14 protein-coding genes and 2 riboswitches are annotated in these 15,762 nt (G+C 70.4%); of the genes, 6 read left to right on the top strand and 8 right to left on the bottom strand.

The window, feature by feature from the left end:
* Positions 1–8: 8 nt before the first annotated feature.
* Complete coding sequence (gene gcvT / locus BZB76_RS10685; protein WP_121434108.1) at positions 9–1,124, bottom strand: glycine cleavage system aminomethyltransferase GcvT; 1,116 nt, start codon at positions 1,122–1,124, stop codon at positions 9–11.
* A 73-nt stretch (positions 1,125–1,197) separates the two neighbouring features.
* Positions 1,198–1,286: riboswitch (glycine riboswitch) on the bottom strand.
* A 4-nt stretch (positions 1,287–1,290) separates the two neighbouring features.
* Positions 1,291–1,386: riboswitch (glycine riboswitch) on the bottom strand.
* Positions 1,387–1,484: 98 nt separating this feature from the next.
* On the opposite strand from gcvT, the gene BZB76_RS10690 reads away from it, so the two are divergent.
* On the top strand, positions 1,485–2,837 hold the full coding sequence (locus BZB76_RS10690; protein ID WP_337959745.1) for a M50 family metallopeptidase: 1,353 nt from the start codon (positions 1,485–1,487) through the stop codon (positions 2,835–2,837).
* Here BZB76_RS10690 and cds1 read toward each other — a convergent pair.
* A complete protein-coding gene (gene cds1, locus BZB76_RS10695) occupies positions 2,827–3,930 on the bottom strand; it encodes an L-cysteine desulfhydrase Cds1 (protein ID WP_281273863.1) in 1,104 nt (367 codons plus the stop codon). The two genes, BZB76_RS10690 and cds1, sit on opposite strands and share 11 nt — an antisense overlap.
* A gap of 102 nt (positions 3,931–4,032) precedes the next feature.
* Here cds1 and BZB76_RS10700 point away from each other — a divergent pair, with 102 nt between their 5' ends.
* Entirely contained in the window at positions 4,033–5,106 is a 1,074-nt protein-coding gene (locus tag BZB76_RS10700) for a hypothetical protein (protein WP_211342936.1), read from the top strand.
* A 790-nt stretch (positions 5,107–5,896) separates the two neighbouring features.
* Here the strand turns inward: BZB76_RS10700 and BZB76_RS10705 are convergent.
* Positions 5,897–7,423, bottom strand: a complete 1,527-nt coding sequence (locus BZB76_RS10705) for an ATP-dependent DNA ligase (protein WP_121434110.1) — start codon at positions 7,421–7,423, stop codon at positions 5,897–5,899.
* A gap of 219 nt (positions 7,424–7,642) precedes the next feature.
* Here BZB76_RS10705 and BZB76_RS10710 point away from each other — a divergent pair, with 219 nt between their 5' ends.
* A complete protein-coding gene (locus tag BZB76_RS10710) occupies positions 7,643–8,281 on the top strand; it encodes a hypothetical protein (protein WP_121434111.1) in 639 nt (212 codons plus the stop codon).
* A gap of 358 nt (positions 8,282–8,639) precedes the next feature.
* Here BZB76_RS10710 and BZB76_RS10715 read toward each other — a convergent pair whose 3' ends face one another.
* Complete coding sequence (locus tag BZB76_RS10715) at positions 8,640–9,503, bottom strand: SDR family NAD(P)-dependent oxidoreductase (protein WP_121434112.1); 864 nt, start codon at positions 9,501–9,503, stop codon at positions 8,640–8,642.
* 102 nt (positions 9,504–9,605) lie between these two features.
* On the opposite strand from BZB76_RS10715, the gene BZB76_RS10720 reads away from it, so the two are divergent.
* The gene (locus BZB76_RS10720; RefSeq protein WP_121434113.1) at positions 9,606–11,069 is read left to right on the top strand and encodes a flavin-containing monooxygenase; all 1,464 of its coding nucleotides are present in this window, start codon (positions 9,606–9,608) and stop codon (positions 11,067–11,069) included.
* Positions 11,070–11,090: 21 nt separating this feature from the next.
* On the opposite strand, the gene BZB76_RS10725 is transcribed toward BZB76_RS10720, so the two are convergent.
* The 3 genes from BZB76_RS10725 to BZB76_RS10735 form a co-directional block, all read right to left on the bottom strand.
* Entirely contained in the window at positions 11,091–11,738 is a 648-nt protein-coding gene (locus BZB76_RS10725; protein WP_121434114.1) for a TetR/AcrR family transcriptional regulator, read from the bottom strand.
* A 92-nt stretch (positions 11,739–11,830) separates the two neighbouring features.
* Positions 11,831–12,631, bottom strand: a complete 801-nt coding sequence (locus tag BZB76_RS10730) for an NAD-dependent epimerase/dehydratase family protein (protein ID WP_121434115.1) — start codon at positions 12,629–12,631, stop codon at positions 11,831–11,833.
* Between the two features lie 98 nt (positions 12,632–12,729).
* On the bottom strand, positions 12,730–13,566 hold the full coding sequence (locus tag BZB76_RS10735; RefSeq protein ID WP_121434116.1) for an aggregation-promoting factor C-terminal-like domain-containing protein: 837 nt from the start codon (positions 13,564–13,566) through the stop codon (positions 12,730–12,732).
* Positions 13,567–13,739: 173 nt separating this feature from the next.
* Between BZB76_RS10735 and BZB76_RS10740 the strand changes: the two genes are divergently transcribed.
* On the top strand, positions 13,740–14,231 hold the full coding sequence (locus tag BZB76_RS10740; RefSeq protein ID WP_246006870.1) for a MarR family winged helix-turn-helix transcriptional regulator: 492 nt from the start codon (positions 13,740–13,742) through the stop codon (positions 14,229–14,231).
* Position 14,232: 1 nt separating this feature from the next.
* Here the strand turns inward: BZB76_RS10740 and rpsD are convergent, their stop codons facing one another.
* A complete protein-coding gene (rpsD, locus tag BZB76_RS10745) occupies positions 14,233–14,838 on the bottom strand; it encodes a 30S ribosomal protein S4 (protein ID WP_121434117.1) in 606 nt (201 codons plus the stop codon).
* A gap of 72 nt (positions 14,839–14,910) precedes the next feature.
* Here rpsD and BZB76_RS10750 point away from each other — a divergent pair, with 72 nt between their 5' ends.
* The gene (locus BZB76_RS10750; protein ID WP_121434118.1) at positions 14,911–15,756 is read left to right on the top strand and encodes a DUF2470 domain-containing protein; all 846 of its coding nucleotides are present in this window, start codon (positions 14,911–14,913) and stop codon (positions 15,754–15,756) included.
* Positions 15,757–15,762: the final 6 nt, after the last annotated feature.

The following is a 15,762-nucleotide window of genomic DNA, read 5'->3' on the forward strand; positions in this document are numbered from 1 at the left end:
GGTTCTGTTCAGGAACGCTTGTAGAACGGCAGGGCCACCACGTCCACCGGCTCGGGCCGGCCGCGGACGTCCACGGCGAGGCCCGTCTCCTCGACACCGCTGTCGAGGTACGCCATGGCGATCGGCCTGCCCAGTGTGGGGGACGGGGCGCCGCTCGTCACGACCCCGCACGGCGTGCCGTCGGACGTGATGACCTGGTATCCCTTGCGCGGCGCCCGGCGTCCGCGCGCCACCAGCCCTACGAGCCTACGACCCGGCGGGGTCTGCGCCACCGCCTCCAGCGCCGACTTCCCGACGAAGTCGCCGGGCTTGTCCAGTTTCACGACCCGGCCGAGGCCCGCCTCGAACGGGGTGACGTCCGGCGTCAGCTCGTTGCCGTACAGCGGCATGCCCGCTTCGAGACGCAGCGTGTCGCGGGCCGAGAGCCCGGCGGGCACCACGTCGTCGACCCGTTCGAGCGCCTTCCACAGCGGGACGGCGTCGGCCACGTCCACGAACAGCTCGAACCCGTCCTCTCCCGTGTACCCGGTCCGGGCGACGAGCGCGTCGACGCCGGCGACCCGTCCCGCGAGGATCGCGTAATACCTGAGGTCGGCGAGCGGCGCGTCGGTGAACGCGCCGAGAATCTTCTGTGAACGCGGCCCCTGCAACGCGATCAGAGCGTACGACGCGGACCGGTCCTCCACGGCCGCGTCGAAGCGCGCCACCCGTTCGGTCAACGCGTCCCGGACGACGGCGACGTTGGCCGCGTTCGCGACGACCATCCACGTCTCGTCCCCGAGCCGGTACACGATCAGGTCGTCGAGGACGCCGCCGTCCGGCGCGCAGAGCATCGTGTAGCGGGCCTTGCCGACGGCCATCGACGCCAGCTTCCCGACCACCGCGTGGTCGAGCGCGGCGCCCGCGTCCGGTCCGGAGAGAAAGATCTCCCCCATATGGGACAGGTCGAACAGTCCGGCGCCGGTGCGCACGGCCTGGTGCTCGGCGGTCTCACCGGCGTAGCGCAGCGGCATCAGGTAACCGGCGAAGTCCACGAGGTTGGCGCCGAGATCCTGATGGACGTCGTGCAACGGCGTCTTCACCGGGGCGTTCACCGGGGTGTTGGCGTTCGGATCGGCGGACATGGGTTCGGCTCCTTCGTCACGGGCGCATGTGGTCCATCGTCCCACTCGCGCACCGGGCGTGTCGGTGCCTCCCCCTCTGTCATCGGCGCCTGAGAGTTTCACCCGTCCGTCCGGCGGGCTTTCACCTTCGGCGGGGGACGTCGCGTCCCCGCTTTCCAGAGGTCGCCTCGCCCGCGCGGTCCGTTGGCCTGAGAGGTTCCGGGGAGGAGTTGCTCCTTCGGCGTCCCTCACCGGCTGCGAGGGACTCTCCCACGTGGGGTCGTCGGCCCGGCCAGGCTAGCAGCGGCCCCGTTCCGCGACCAGCCACGGGCCCCGGTGGGATTTCAACCGAACGCGGGCGGTTGACGTACCCTGTTGTGATTGTTGGAGATCACCTCGCGGGCGGGGTGGCGCGCGAGCGGAGGGACGCGGCGGATGGCCTACCTGGCTGGAGCTTTGATCCTGTTCTTCGGCCTGCTGGTGTCCATCGCGCTGCACGAACTCGGGCATTTCTCCTTCGCCAAACTCTTCAAGGTCCGCACGACCCAGTTCATGGTGGGTTTCGGGCCGACGATGAAGTCCTGGCGGCGCGGTGAGACCGAGTACGGCATCAAGTGGATCCCGCTCGGCGGCTATATCCGCATGATCGGGATGCTGCCGCCCCGCAAGGGCGACGCACCCGGGCAGATCCGGCGGGCCAGCACCGGCCCCTGGCAGGGCCTCATCGAGTCGGCGCGCGGCGCCGCGCTGGAGGAGGTCAGGCCCGGCGACGAGGATCGCGTCTTCTACGCCAAGAAATGGTGGCAGAAGATGCTGATCATGATCGGCGGGCCCGCGATGAACCTGGTCCTGGCGGTGCTGTTCTTCGCGATCCTGCTGATGGGCATCGGCACCAACCAGCCGCAGCCGGTGATCGACCAGGTCGCGCAGTGCATCGTCCCGGCGAGCCAGGCCGACCTGCGGGCCTGCCCGGCGAACGCGCCGCCGACCCCCGCCAAGCAGGTCGGCCTCCAGCCCGGCGACCGGATCGTGACGTTCGGCGGCACGAAGATCGACGACTATCGGGATCTGCAGAACCTGATCCGCGACTCCGGCGGGCGGAGCGTGCCGATGACCGTCCGGCGGGACGGCAAGGACCTGACGCTGACCGTCCCGATCACCCGTAACCAGCTCCGCGATCTGGAGGACGAAGACAAGATCGTCAACGTCGGGTTCCTCGGCATCACCCCCGCCAGCGCGATCGAGCGGGAGGGGCCGGGCGCGGTCGCGAGCACGATGGGCGACCTGACGGCCCGCACCGCCGGGGCGCTGGTGCGGATGCCGCAGAAGATGGTCGGGGTGTGGAACGCGGCGTTCGGCGGCGAGGAACGCGACCCGAACGGCCCGATCGGCGTCGTCGGCGTCAGCCGCATCGGCGGCGAGGTCGCCGCCGACGAGGACTACACCGCGACCCAGAAGGTCTCCTACTTCGTGATGCTGCTCGGGTCGCTGAACCTCGCGGTCGGGCTGTTCAACCTGGTGCCGCTGCTGCCGCTGGACGGCGGTCACATCGCCGGCGCGATCCTGGAGGCGATCAAGAAGCTGTTCGCCAAGATCTTCCGCAGGCCGGATCCGGGATATGTGGACGTCGCCAAGGCCCTCCCGGTGACCTACGTGATGGCGGCCGTCCTCATCGTCATGGGCGGGCTGCTGATCTACGCCGACCTGTTCAACCCGGTCCGCGTCACGGGATAGCCGCGCCGGGCAGCTCACCGGTCTTCAGGAAGGCGTCCAGCGCGGCCCGGTACGGCGCGATGTCAAGGCCCTGCTCCGCCAGCCACGTGTTCGACCCGTACGTGCCGGTGTACCGGTCGCCGCCGTCGCAGATCAGCGTGACGACGCTGCCGTGTTCCCCGCGCGCCAGCATCCCGGCGATCAGCTCCGCCGCGCCCCACATGTTCGTGCCGGTCGAGCCGCCGACATCGCGCCCGCTGACCTCGGCCGTCCAGCGCATCGCCGCGACGGACGCCGCGTCCGGCACCTGGATCATCCGGTCGATCACCGTCGGCAGGAACGACGGCTCGACCCGTGGACGCCCGATGCCCTCGATCCGGGAGCCCGCCGCCGTCCGCTCCGGGTCGCCGTCGGCGAACGAGCCGTGGAACGCCGAACCCTCCGGGTCGACGACCGCCAGCCGCGTCTGGAACCGCCGGTACCGGACGTACCGGCCGATCGTCGCGGACGTTCCCCCCGTCCCGGCCCCGACCACGATCCACGACGGCTCGGGAAACCGCTCCAACCGCAGCTGATCGAAAATCGACTCGGCGATGTTGTTGTTGCCGCGCCAGTCCGTGGCCCGCTCGGCGTAGGTGAACTGGTCCATGAAGTGGCCGCCGCACTCGGCCGCGAGCCGCCGCGACTCGTCGTAGATCGAGGACGGGTCGCGCACCAGATGGCAGCGTCCGCCGTAGAACTCGATCAGCTGGATCTTCTCCGGACTGGTGGACGCGGGCATCACCGCGACGAACCGCAGCCCGAGCAGCCGCGCGAAGTACGCCTCCGACACCGCCGTCGACCCGCTGGACGCCTCGATGATCGTCGTGTCCTGGCGGATCCAGCCGTTCGCGAGCCCGTACAGGAACAGCGACCGCGCCAGCCGGTGCTTCAACGACCCCGTCGGGTGGACGGACTCGTCCTTCAGATACAGGTCGATGCCCCAGTCGGGCGGCAGCGGGAACACGTGCAGGTGCGTGTCGGCGCTACGGTTGGCGTCGGCGTCGACACGCCGGATCGCCTCCGACACCCAGGCGCGATACCCGAGGTCGGTGCGATCCACGGTGCGGCTCACAGCGGTCTTCCCCCTGAAATGTCACAGTTCCGCGGTGTCCGGTGTTGGAGTCCCACGATATCCGTGCATGTCGCCGGGCATGATGGAGGCTGCGGGGGGCAGATGATCGAGATGTTCGACGAACGCATCGTGGCGACCGGGCGGCTACCACTGTTCGGTTTCTTCGTCGCGTTCATCATCACGTTCGTGTTGACGCGGGTCAACGTGCGGTTGATCCGCTCCGACGTGCGCTGGATCCGGAACGTGACCGCCGGTGACGTCCACATCCACCATGTCGTGTTCGGGGTCGTGCTGATGCTGGCGGGAGGCGTCGCGAGCCTCGCCGTGCCGGACGGCCACGTCCGGCTGGATCTGGTCGCGGCCGTCGTGTTCGGCATGGGCTCCGCGCTGGTGCTGGACGAGTTCGCGCTGATCCTGCATCTCAGCGACGTCTACTGGACGGAGAAGGGCCGCGCGTCCGTCGACGCCGTCTTCGTCGCCATCGCCGTGACCGGACTGCTGCTGCTCGGCGTCCGCCCGTTCGGCTACGAGAGCGTCGGCATCGACCCAGGTGGCGGCGACCTCAGCGGCCTCTACGCCGCGTTCCTCATCGTCAACCTGCTCTTCGCCGTGATCACACTGCTGAAGGGCAAGATCTGGACCGGGCTCATCGGGCTGTTCCTGCCCGCGCTGCTGATCGTCGGCGCCGTCCGGGTGGCGCGACCCGCCTCGCCCTGGTCCCGTTGGCGCTACGACCAGGAGTCGCGCCGGTACCAGCGGGCCGTCCGGCGGGAGAAGCAGTACCGGCGCCCCCTCATCCGCGGCAAGATCTGGGTGCAGGAGTTCATCGCGGGACGCCACGACCTGATCCCGCCGGAGCTGTTGCAGCGCCGCAACGAGGCCGCCGAACGCGCCCGCCGCCGCCTGCGCGGCGCACGCACGACCGGACGCCGAGCCGCCGCCCGCGCCGAACGCAAGGCCGCCGCCCGCGCCGCCCGCGCCCGCAGGGCGGCCGGCCGCAGGTCAGGCGCATGGGCGGAACGCCGAGCCGAGACCCACGACCGACGCGGCGGCACATCCCGCGGCCGCAACAGGGCCGAGTCACGCCTACGAACACGCGCCGCGTCCCGACGCCGCGCCCGCAACACCCCCACGGAGGAGGAACCCCCACCGAACAGACGCGACCGCGTGCGCTAGCCCCTGCCGCTGGACAGGACGGTCGCGTGCCCGGAACCTGAGCCAAGGCGACGATCGACGCGGTGGCATGTTTCGCGGGCGCTGGCGGCGTCGCAGGCGGCGTCGCAGGGGGTGGGCCCGGGTGCGCTAGCCCTTACTGCTTGTCCGTGGTGGAGCGTGGAGGAACGCCGGACGGAGACGCGGGTCGTCGCGGTGGCACGTTTCGCGGGCGTTGGCGGCGTCGCGGCGGCGGGCCTCGGGTGCGTTAGCCCTTACTGCTTGTCCGTGGTGGAGCGTGGAGGAACGCCGGACGGAGACGCGGGTCGTCGCGGTGGCATGTTTCGCGGGCGTTGGCGGCGTCGCGGCGGCGGGCCTCGGGTGCGTTAGCCCTTACTGCTTGTCCGTGGTGGAGCGTGGAGGAACGCCGGACGGAGACGCGGGTCGTCGCGGTGGCATGTTTCGCGGGCGTTGGCGGCGTCGCGGCGGCGGGCCTCGGGTGCGTTAGCCCTTACTGCTTGTCCGTGGTGGAGCGTGGAGGAACGCCGGACGGAGACGCGGGTCGTCGCGGTGGCATGTTCCGCGGGCGTTGGCGGCGTCGTAGGCGGCGGGCCCGGGTGCGCTAGCCCTTACTGCTTGTCCGGGGCGGGGGCGTGGCGGAACGCCGGACGGAGACGCGCGATCTTCGCGGTGGCACATCGCGTGGGCGTGGGATGGTCGAGCCGCGGTTGCGGGCGCGGCGGCGTTCCGGCGGCGGGCCCGTGGGCGTCGCGTCGGAGGTAGAGGCGCCGTCGAGTGGACGTGGTCGAGTGCGTTAGTCCAGGACGGGGGCGACGGCTCGGACCGTGTCGATCGTGTCGGCCTCGGTGGCGGTCTTGTCGGGGCGGTAGCGGAGGACGCGGGCGAAGCGGAGTGCGATGCCGCCCGGGTAGCGGGGGCTGTGTTGGACGCCGTCGAAGGCGATCTCGACGACCAGTTCGGGGCGGACGTAGACGGTCCAGTCGTCCTCGCGCACGGCCAGTTCGCGGAGCCGCTTCGTCTGCCAGGACAGGAGTTCGTCGGTCAGGCCCTTGAACGTCTTGCCGAGCATGACGAACCCGCCGGTTTCGGGGTCGCGGGCGCCGAGGTGCAGGTTGGACAGCAGGCCCTGGCGCCGTCCGTGTCCCCACTCGACGGCGAGGACGACGAGGTCGAGGGTGTGCCGGGGTTTCACCTTGATCCAGCCCGCGCCGCGCCGTCCGGCGGTGTAGGGCGTGTCGAGGGACTTCACCACCACGCCTTCGTGGCCGCGCGCGACGGCCTCGTCGAAGACCTCCTTCGCCCGTGCCGGGTCATCGGTGACGACCCGGGGCGTTCGCAGGTTCTCCGGGACGACCCGGGCGAGCGCCGCGTTCCGGTCCGCGCCGGGGGCGTCGAGCAGGTCGTCGCCGTCGAGATGAAGCACGTCGAACAGGAAGACCGCGAGCGGCACCGGCTCGGTGGCCTTGGAGGTTCGGGTCGCGGTGCGGGCCGCCGTCACCTGGAACGGGTGGGGGCGTCCGTCCGGGCGTAGCGCGATCAGTTCGCCGTCGAACACGGCGTCGCGGACGGGCAGTTCCGCCACCGCCGCCACGACCTCGGGCAGCCGTGGGGTGATCTCGTCCAGCGTCCGGGTGAACACCCGTGTCTCACCGCCGGACACGTGCAGTTGCGCGCGGATGCCGTCGAGCTTCCATTCCACGGCCGCGTCCGCCTTCAGCTTCCCGAAGGCGTCGTCGAGGGACGGCGCGGACGCCGCGAGCATCGGTTTGATCGGGCGCCCGACCTCCAGCGTGAACGCGCGCAGCCCCTCGACGCCGGTGCCGAGCGCCGCCGTGGCGACGGGCCCGAGCGACCCCCGCAGCATCACCGCCCGCCGCACCTCGGCGGACGGCACCCCGGCCGCCGCCGCGATCGCCTCCGCCATCACGCCGTCCAGCGCGCCCTGCCGCAGCTCACCCGTCAGCAACCTGACCAGGAAGTCCTGTTCGGGACGGGTGGCGCGACCGAGCAGTGCCGCGAGGAGTTCGCGCCGCCGGGCGACCGACCCCGCTCCGGACACCGCGCCGATCTCGGTGAACGCCGCGTCGACCTCCGGGACGGTGAGGGTGGGAGCCGGGGCGGGTGCGGGGACGTCCCGCAGCGCGGCGTACCCGACGCCGATCTGCCGCTGCGGCAGTTCGCCGGACAGGTAGGCGACCACGATCGCCGCCTCGCCGGGCTCGGCCGCGCGCAGGCACTCGGCCAGGGCCGTGACCTTGGCCTTTCGGCCCGAGGTGGCGGCCACCGCGGCCGATGTCCGGGTGAGGTCCGCTATCAGCATCCCTTCATTGTGTCCACGGGAACCGACAGTCAACACTGGTCAGTGGTCGGGGGCCTGACCTACCTTGAGCCGGGGAACCAAGACGGGAGTGAGGTGCGAGGCGTGGGACCAGAGCGTCCGGTTGAACCGTTCCATCGGCTGTATTCTCCGCCGGAGCCGCCGTCTCCCGAGCGCGGCCCGTACCGTTCGCGGAGGTTCACGTGGTCCGCGGGTGGTGTCGTGCTCGCCGCCGCGGCCGTCCTGACCTACCTGGTGGTACCCGGGCCGGGGGAGGGCGACGCGGCCGCACGGTCGGAACCGGCCAGGGCGGCCATGCCGGGGTCGGGTGGGCGAGACCGGGCGGCGCCCGCGGGTCCGCGGGTGGCGCGGGCGCTTCCGCCGCCCTGCGGGACGGTGTCGCAGGGCACCGTCGACCGGGTCGTCCCGGGGGCGAGACGGTCGCAGAACGCGAACTCGACGCTGACCACGTGCACGTACTCCTCGGCGGGAGCGGAGTTCCCGTGGCTGCGCGTGGAGGCGCACCTGTACGCGCCCGGGAACACCGTGACGCCGGTACGGGACGCCGAGGGCTCCTACGACGCGCGGTGGGCGGAGGCCAACGACGCCCCGGCCGTCCGGACGATCACCCTGGAGCGCCAGCCGGGCGTCGGGAACGAGGCGTACCGCTGGTTCAAGGCGGACGAGACGGAACCGGCCGTGGTCGGGCAGCTCACCGCCCGGACCGGCAACACGGTCGTCACGGTCAGCTACGGCGAACACGCCCCCGACGAAGAGGCGCGGGAGAGCCGGGCGGAGTCGAGTCTCGCCACGGTCACGGCCATCGCCCGAGAAGTGCTCGCCGCGCTAAATGATTTCTGACCTGAATCGGCCGATCATGGCATATTCCCTGTCAACAGCTTCTAAGGTGGTCGCTAAAGGGGAGGGAGCGCGTCGATTATGCTCCCGGACCATGCCAGGTGATCGGCGCGCGTGACGCCCGGGGAGGAGGAGGTCGACGACGTGACCGTACAATCGGTAGGAGTGTCCTGGGTGAGATGAGCCCAGGTCAGTAAGCCGTACTCGTCGACGGGCCGCGGAGTGGACCCCGCTCCGCGGCCCTAGTGGTTTCCGTTGCATGTGCCAATGCAGATGGCATTTCTCACACCGTTTTCGGCCAGTATTTGGAGTCAAACAAAATGGCCCGGTGGTCGCTTTTCGCGGCCCGACGTTCCCGCGATCAGACGCGGGGAGCGGGCAACTTCGCCAGGAGGCGCAGAGATGCCGGAGACACCCGCGACAGGGTGTGCAGGAGATGCCCCTCGAAGTTGACGGGAACCACCGGCCTGTTCTTCACGATGGCGTGCACGATGCGTTCGGCGACCCTCTCCGGCGGGTAGTTGCGCATCTTGAGGGCTCGCCGGCCGCGCTCGCGGAGCAGCTCACGGATCGACTCGTCGCGCACGGCGTAGAGCCCGTTCTTCGCGATGTCGGTGCTGACGAAGCCGGGGCAGACGGCGGTGACGCCGATACGGGATGCCGCGAGTTCGGCGCGCAGGCACTCGCTCAGCATGAGCACGGCGGCCTTCGTCGTGCAGTAGGCGGGCAGCGTGCGGGTCGGGGCGTACGCGGCGGCGGACGCGATGTTGACGATGTGTCCGCCGAAGTTGGGGGCGTCGGGCTTGTTGGGCAGTGCGTGCACCCGGTCGTACATCTGGCGGCCGAACAGGCGGCAGCCGTGCACGACGCCCCACAGGTTGACGCCGACGACGCTGTTCCACTCGTCCAGCCCGGTGTCGAGGAACGACCCGGAGACCGCGATGCCCGCGTTGTTGACCAGGATGTCGGGGACCCGGCGCGACTCCTTCACCTCGGCCGCGAACTCCTCCATGGCGGCGGCGTCCGACACGTCCACCTGGTAGGCGACGCCTCCGGCGCCGACCGACTTGGCGAGCGTGGCGGTCCGTTCGGCCGCGTCCAGGTCGATGTCGGCGGCGACGACGGTCGCGCCGTGCCCGGCGAGCGCCAGGGCGGTGGCCCGGCCGATGCCGCTGCCGGCTCCGGTGACGACGGCGAGCGCCCCGTCGAAGTGCGCAAGGGGCATATGGACCTCCCAGGCGTCGGATGAGCGGTAACCACCGTACAAAGGTCGTGGTGGCGGTCGGCGATTAACCTACTCCGGGTAGGTATCGCGAGAGGACGGGTCATGACCGAGCGCGCTCCGGCGATCGTCATCATCGGTTCGGGTTTCGCCGGCCTCGGCATGGCGATCCGGCTGAAGCAGGCGGGGTTCCACGACTTCGTGATCCTGGAGAAGAGCCACGCCCTCGGCGGGACGTGGTACGACAACACCTATCCCGGCTGCGCCTGCGACGTGCCCTCGCACCTGTACTCCTTCTCGTTCGAGCTGAACCCGGGGTGGACGCGGGTGTTCGCGTCGCAGCCCGAGATCCGCGCCTACATGGAGCGCACCGCCGACAAGTACCGCGTGCGGGGGCACATCCGTTTCGGCGCGGCCGTCGACGCCATGGAGTGGGACGACGCGGCCCGACACTGGAAGGTGATGCTCGCGGACGGGACGACCCTCACCCCGAAGGCCGTCGTGTCGGGTATCGGCGCGCTGCACGTCCCGTCCGTGCCCGAACTGCCGGGCGCCGAACGGTTCCGGGGCAAGGCTTTCCACTCCGCCGAGTGGGACCATTCCTACGACCTCACCGGCAAGCGGGTCGCCGTCATCGGGACGGGCGCGTCCGCGGTCCAGTTCGTCCCGCGGGTGGTGAAGCAGGCGGGCGACGTCGTCGTGTTCCAGCGGACGCCGCCCTGGGTCCAGCCGAGACCCGACGGCCCCATTTCCGAACGGCTCCGCCGGACGTTCAGGTTGGTACCGGGCACCGCTCGGGCGTTCCGCGCCGGCGTCTACTGGGCGTTGGAGGCCCGCGGCATCGGCTTCACCGTCGACCCGCGCCTGTTCGGGTCGCAGGAACGGCTGGCGCGGCGGCACCTCGAGAAACAGGTCGCCGACCCGGAACTGCGCGCCAAGCTGACGCCCGACTACGGGATCGGCTGCAAGCGGATCCTGCTGTCCAGCGACTACTATCCGGCGCTCACCCGTCCGCACGTGGAACTGGAGACGTCCGGCATCGCGGAGGTCCGCGAGAACTCCATCGTCACCGTGGACGGACGCGAACACGAGGTCGACTGCGTCATCTACGGCACCGGCTTCAAGGTGACCAAGACCCTCACCGACCTGCGGGTCACCGGACGCGGCGGCGTCAAACTCCAGGAGATCTGGGCGAACGGCATCGAGGCGCACCGCGGCACGACCATTCCGGGCCTGCCGAACTTCTTCATGTTGCTCGGCCCGAACACCGGCCTCGGGCACACGTCCGTCGTGTTCATGATCGAGGTGCAGATCCGGCATGTCATGAGCTGTCTGCGACTGCTGCGGGACCGCGGCGCCGACACCATCGAGCCGCGACCGGAGGTGTCCCGCCGCTACAACGACCGCCTGCAGCGGCGGCTGCGCCGCGCGGTGTGGAACGCGGGCGGCTGCGACAGTTGGTACCTGGACGACCAGGGCGTCAACCGCACGGTGTGGCCCGGCCCGTCGTTCGAGTTCTGGGCCACCGTCCGCAGGGCCAGGCCGAAGGAGTACGTCCTCGACCGTTGATGGGACGCCGTTCGGCAGGGGCTACTTGTCGGGAGCGAAGATGGGCCGGAAACCGGCGATGAGCTGGCGGATCACCGGACGCTGTTCGGCCGGGGTGCGGCCGCGCAGCCCGTGGATCGGATCGAGGCCGTCGTAGTAGGGAGCGAGGGCCAGGAACGGCAGGAGGGTCATCAACCAGGTGGCGAGGACCTCCAGGTCGGCGTCCTCGCGGATGTCGCCCCGGGCCTGCCAGACCTGGAGCAGCGGATGGATGACCTGCAGGTAGTGCTGGTTCGCCGTGTCGCGGACGACGGACCGGACGCTGTTGTCGAGTTCGAAGTTCGTCGCGGCGGTGACCCCGCGTTCCAGCGGGTGGTCGGCCATGTACTCGGTCCAGTCGCAGATGGCGTCGACCAGCCATTCGTCGAAGGGCTGGTCGAAGTCGATCCGCTCCATGCGGCGTTCCATCTCCTCGCGGACGCGGCGGGACGCCTCGTCGCAGACGAACGCGTAGAACTCCAGCTTGTCGCTGAAGTACTGGAAGAGGGAGCCCTTGGCGATGCCCGCCTCGCGCGCGATGGTGTTCAGACTGCCCGTCGAATACCCGTTCTCGCCGAACTCGCGCATCGCGACCTCGAGCACCCGCTCACGCTTGGCGACGTTGAGGCGGAACCAGGTCGACGTTGGCATGAATCCCTTCGACTTTCCGTCAGGAGCCGGTAATCCTCAGGTCAGGATAACGGTCCGTGCCCTTCCATGTGACCAAAAACACCACTGAAACATCACCCGTGGTTCGTGTCCGACTCGTCCAGATGCCGGAGCGTGTATTCGGCGGACGCGAAGTAGCCGCCCTGGGGTACGCCCTCGCCCACAAATGTGTCCGGAATGTCATAAGTTGCTGCGTTGTCCCGGGGGGCATAGCCGAGTCGTTCGTCCAGTTCCCAGAACCGCCGCGGGTTCGCGGACACGGCGTAGGCGGCGAGGAAGCCGGGGGACGGGACGGTCAGCGCCGCGCGGACGAACCCGGCGCAGTCGCGGGGGCTGAGCCAGGTGGACAGGTGCCTCGGCTCCGAGGGGCGGTCCACGAAGCTGCCGATGCGCAGGCACACGACGTCCATGCCGAACTTGTCGGCGTAGAGGCGGCCGAGCGCCTCGACGGCGACCTTGCTGACCCCGTACAGGCCGTCCGGTCGCGGCGGCATCTCGGACGACAGGGTTTCGGTCGACGGGTAGTGGCCGGTGAGCCGGTTGCTGCTGGCCAGCACGACGCGCGGGACGCCCGCCAGCCGCGCCGCCTCCAGGACGCGCTGCGTGCCGAGGATGTTGCCCTGGACCAGGTCGGGGAACGACGCCTCGTCGGGCACCCCGGCCAGGTGGACGACGGCGTCCGCGCCCTCCACGGCGCGCGCCGCGCCCGCCAGGTCGGTCAGGTCCGTCCGATGGACGACCTCGTTCGGCGCCTCGGCGCTCACCGGCGCGACGTCGACGAGGACGAGGCGCTCGGCCTCGTCGCGTAGTGGTCCCCGGAGCGCGGTGCCGATCCGGCCCGCGGCTCCCGTCAGCACGATCGTCCCCAGGGTCATGTGCAGCAGTGTCGCACTTCAGTGCACGTCATGATCAAACGCAACGCCGAAAAAGGACAGGAAACCAGGGCGAAATTAATGAAGTTCGTACGTACCCGTCAGTACCAGTTGTGCGACTGCCAGAACGCCCATGCGCCGCACGGGGTCTTGTACCGGGCCTTGATGTAGCCGAGCCCCCAGGCGATCTGCGTGGGGGAGCTGGTGCGCCAGTCGGCCCCGGCGCTCGCCATCTTCGTGCCGGGAAGGGCCTGCGGGATGCCGTAGGCGCCACTGGACGGGTTCTCGGCGCGCTCGTTCCAGCCGCTCTCGTGGTTCCACAGCGTCAGCAGCGAGCTCCAGCAGTTCCCCCACCCCTTGAGGGCGTTCATCTTCTTCCCGTATTCCTTGTTCTGCTTGGCGGACGGGTTGGACTTGGCGAGCCGCTCGCGTTCCTGCCGCTCCTTCAGCTCCGCGCGGGCCTTGGCCTCCTTCTCGGCCCGCTTCCGCAGCTCGTCCATCTCGCGCTTGTGCTTTTCGTAGGCGCGTTGCTTGGCGGCGGCGATCACGTCCGCCACGATCGGGTCCATGTCCGTCTTCGCCGTGAGCCTGGTGAGCATCTCGTTGGTCGACAGGTCACCCTCGGCCGCCTTCGGCGGCCTGGTGTCGCCCTCGTCGACGAAACGGCTGATGTCCACCAGCACGACCGCCGCGCCGATCGCGGCGATCGCCACGATCATGATGGTGACGTTGCTGGTCAGCAGGCGCCGCAGCCGCCGCTTCTTCGGCGGCCGGACGTCCGGCTCACCCAGGTCGAACGGGTCGTGCGCCTCGGGGGAGCGCCGCGGCGGGGGTACCTGCTTCGCGTCACGCCCGCGCCGCCCCGATCGGCCGCGTCCGGAACGGCCGTGTCGCGGGGTGGGGTTGGGACGTCTGCGCGTGCCGTGACTCTGTGGCATAGGAGAAGAGTGCCTTATCACCCGGGTGCCGTCCATGCATCGTCGACGCGTCGTCTACGAGCCGGTACGCAAGACCAGGAAAGGACGGTTCATCGGGTGCGGAAGGTACGCGGGGCATCGCGCGTTGTGCGGATGGACGGGACGCGGGACGAATGCGGGGCATCATGACAACCGTGACTGAGCAGGGCGAACGCCAGACCGACCGGACCGTGCCCGACGAGCTGGTCCACGAGTTCGGCGCGCTGCTCGGCGCGTCGTCGGCGCTGGAGCGGATCGCGGGCCGGGAACTGGAGCGCCGCTGCGGCATCCGGCACGCGGTCTTCGAGGTGCTGCTGCGGCTGTCGCGGGCCCGCGAACGCCCGCTCGCGATGGGCGATCTGGCCGGTGAGCTGATCCTGACCAGCGGCGGCATGACGCGGATCATCGACCGGATGGAGGGGGCGGGGCTCGTCCGCCGCGAACCGGCGCCCGGCGACCGCCGTCGCCAGCTGGTGGAGCTGACCGCGGCCGGACACGCGAAGCTGGAGGAGGCGTTGCGCGTCCACGCCGAGACCCTGCGCGAGCATTTCGCCGGGCCGCTGGCCGACGACCAGCGACGCGTTCTGGTGGACGCCCTGCGGACCCTGCACATCACGGCCCGCAAGGAGCTGGGCGCCCTCCACTGAACTACCGCGAGTAGTGCTCGACGACGAGCTGCTCGTCGCAGATGACGGGGATCTCCCGGCGCTCGGGAAGCCTGGTCAACTGGGCGGCGAGGGCGTCGTGGCGGACGTCGAGATAGGCCGGGACGGTCTCGGCGTGGCCACCCGCGGCCGCGATCTGGAAGGCGTCCATGGACCGGCTGCGGGCGGCGATGGTGATGACGTCGCCGGGACGCACCCGGAAGGACGGACGGTCGACGCGCCGCCCGTTCACCAGGACGTGCCGGTGCACGACGAACTGGCGCGCCTGGTAGATCGTGCGGGCGAACCCGGCGCGCAGGACGAGGGCGTCCAGACGGCGCTCGAGGTCGATGATGAGCGCCTCGCCGGTCTTCCCGCCCGCCCTGGCGGCCTTGGCGAACGCGTTGCGCAGCTGCGCCTCGCGGATGTTGTACTGCGCGCGGAGCCGCTGCTTCTCGCGCAGCCGCACCTTGTAGTCGGACTCCTGCTTGCGGGCCCGGCCGTGGACGCCCGGCGGGTAGGGGCGGGCCTCGAAGTACTTCACGGCCTTCGGCGTCAGCGGGATGCCGAGGGCCCGCGAGATCCGCACTTTGGGACGAGGGTTGTTCATCACGCTCCTTGGGAGTTAGGTTGACCTAAGTTAGGCAAGCCTAACCTATGCTTCTCGGTCAAGGAGGTCACGGTGCGGGGAACGGAGATCACGGTGGAGGGCCCCACGGCCGCGGAACGGGCGCGGACCCTCGCCTTCGGCATCGCGGACGGCGTCCTGGTCGCCCCGGGCGTCCCGTACGCGCCCGTCCCGGCGCACACGACCGACCGCGACGGCAGGCCGCTGCTCCTCGTCCAGACCGGGTCGCCGATCGCCACCGCGCTCCGCGCCGCCACCTCGGAGGCGGAGCCCGACATGCCCGCCACGCTGCGGATCTCCGATGTCGCGCCGGTCACGCTGGCCGACCGGGTCCGTGGCCGGGCCTGGCTGCACGGCTGGCTCAGCGAGATCCCGGACGAGGAGCTGCGGGCCGCCGCGATCCGCATCTCGCACGCTCACCCGCGTCCCGAGCTGCTCGACCTCGCCGAGGTCCGCGACGACTCCCCGGAGCGGAACGGTCGGCGGGAATGGACGATCCTCGCCCTGGAGGTCGCGCAGGTCGAGATCGACGACTCCTGGGGGAGCGCCACCCTCGAACCCGAGGAGTACGCGGCCGCCGCACCCGACCCGTTCGTCGCCGTCGAGTCCGGCATCCTCACGCACCTGGACGGCTGCCACCGCGACGAGCTGACGAAACTGCTGCCCGACGCGGTGCTGCCTGAGTGCGCGCTGCCTGACTCCGCGCTGCCCGAGTCAGCGCCGTCCGGCCTGGTCCGGCCGTTGGCGCTTGACCGGTACGGACTGTGGGTACGTTGCCGCGCACCGAAGTCGGAGACGCCCGGCTCGTTCGATCTGCGGCTGCCGTTCGCCGAGCCTGTCAGTGATCTCCACGGTCTGCGGCACGTGTACCGGCGCCTGTTCGCCCGAGCCACCCCGTAGCCGACC

The sequence above is a fragment of the Actinomadura pelletieri DSM 43383 genome, assembly GCF_003634705.1.
GTDB lineage: Bacteria > Actinomycetota > Actinomycetes > Streptosporangiales > Streptosporangiaceae > Spirillospora > Spirillospora pelletieri.

What these genes read in the sequence shown, in the direction of transcription:
- gcvT (WP_121434108.1), bottom strand. Translation starts at nt 1,124, where the DNA reads ATGTCCGCCGATCCGAACGCCAACACCCCGGTGAACGCCCCGGTGAAG.
- BZB76_RS10730 (WP_121434115.1), bottom strand. Translation starts at nt 12,631, where the DNA reads ATGACCCTGGGGACGATCGTGCTGACGGGAGCCGCGGGCCGGATCGGC.
- BZB76_RS10700 (WP_211342936.1), top strand. Translation starts at nt 4,033, where the DNA reads ATGATCGAGATGTTCGACGAACGCATCGTGGCGACCGGGCGGCTACCA.
- BZB76_RS10720 (WP_121434113.1), top strand. Translation starts at nt 9,606, where the DNA reads ATGACCGAGCGCGCTCCGGCGATCGTCATCATCGGTTCGGGTTTCGCC.
- BZB76_RS10715 (WP_121434112.1), bottom strand. Translation starts at nt 9,503, where the DNA reads ATGCCCCTTGCGCACTTCGACGGGGCGCTCGCCGTCGTCACCGGAGCC.
- rpsD (WP_121434117.1), bottom strand. Translation starts at nt 14,838, where the DNA reads ATGAACAACCCTCGTCCCAAAGTGCGGATCTCGCGGGCCCTCGGCATC.
- BZB76_RS10705 (WP_121434110.1), bottom strand. Translation starts at nt 7,423, where the DNA reads ATGCTGATAGCGGACCTCACCCGGACATCGGCCGCGGTGGCCGCCACC.
- BZB76_RS10725 (WP_121434114.1), bottom strand. Translation starts at nt 11,738, where the DNA reads ATGCCAACGTCGACCTGGTTCCGCCTCAACGTCGCCAAGCGTGAGCGG.
- BZB76_RS10735 (WP_121434116.1), bottom strand. Translation starts at nt 13,566, where the DNA reads ATGCCACAGAGTCACGGCACGCGCAGACGTCCCAACCCCACCCCGCGA.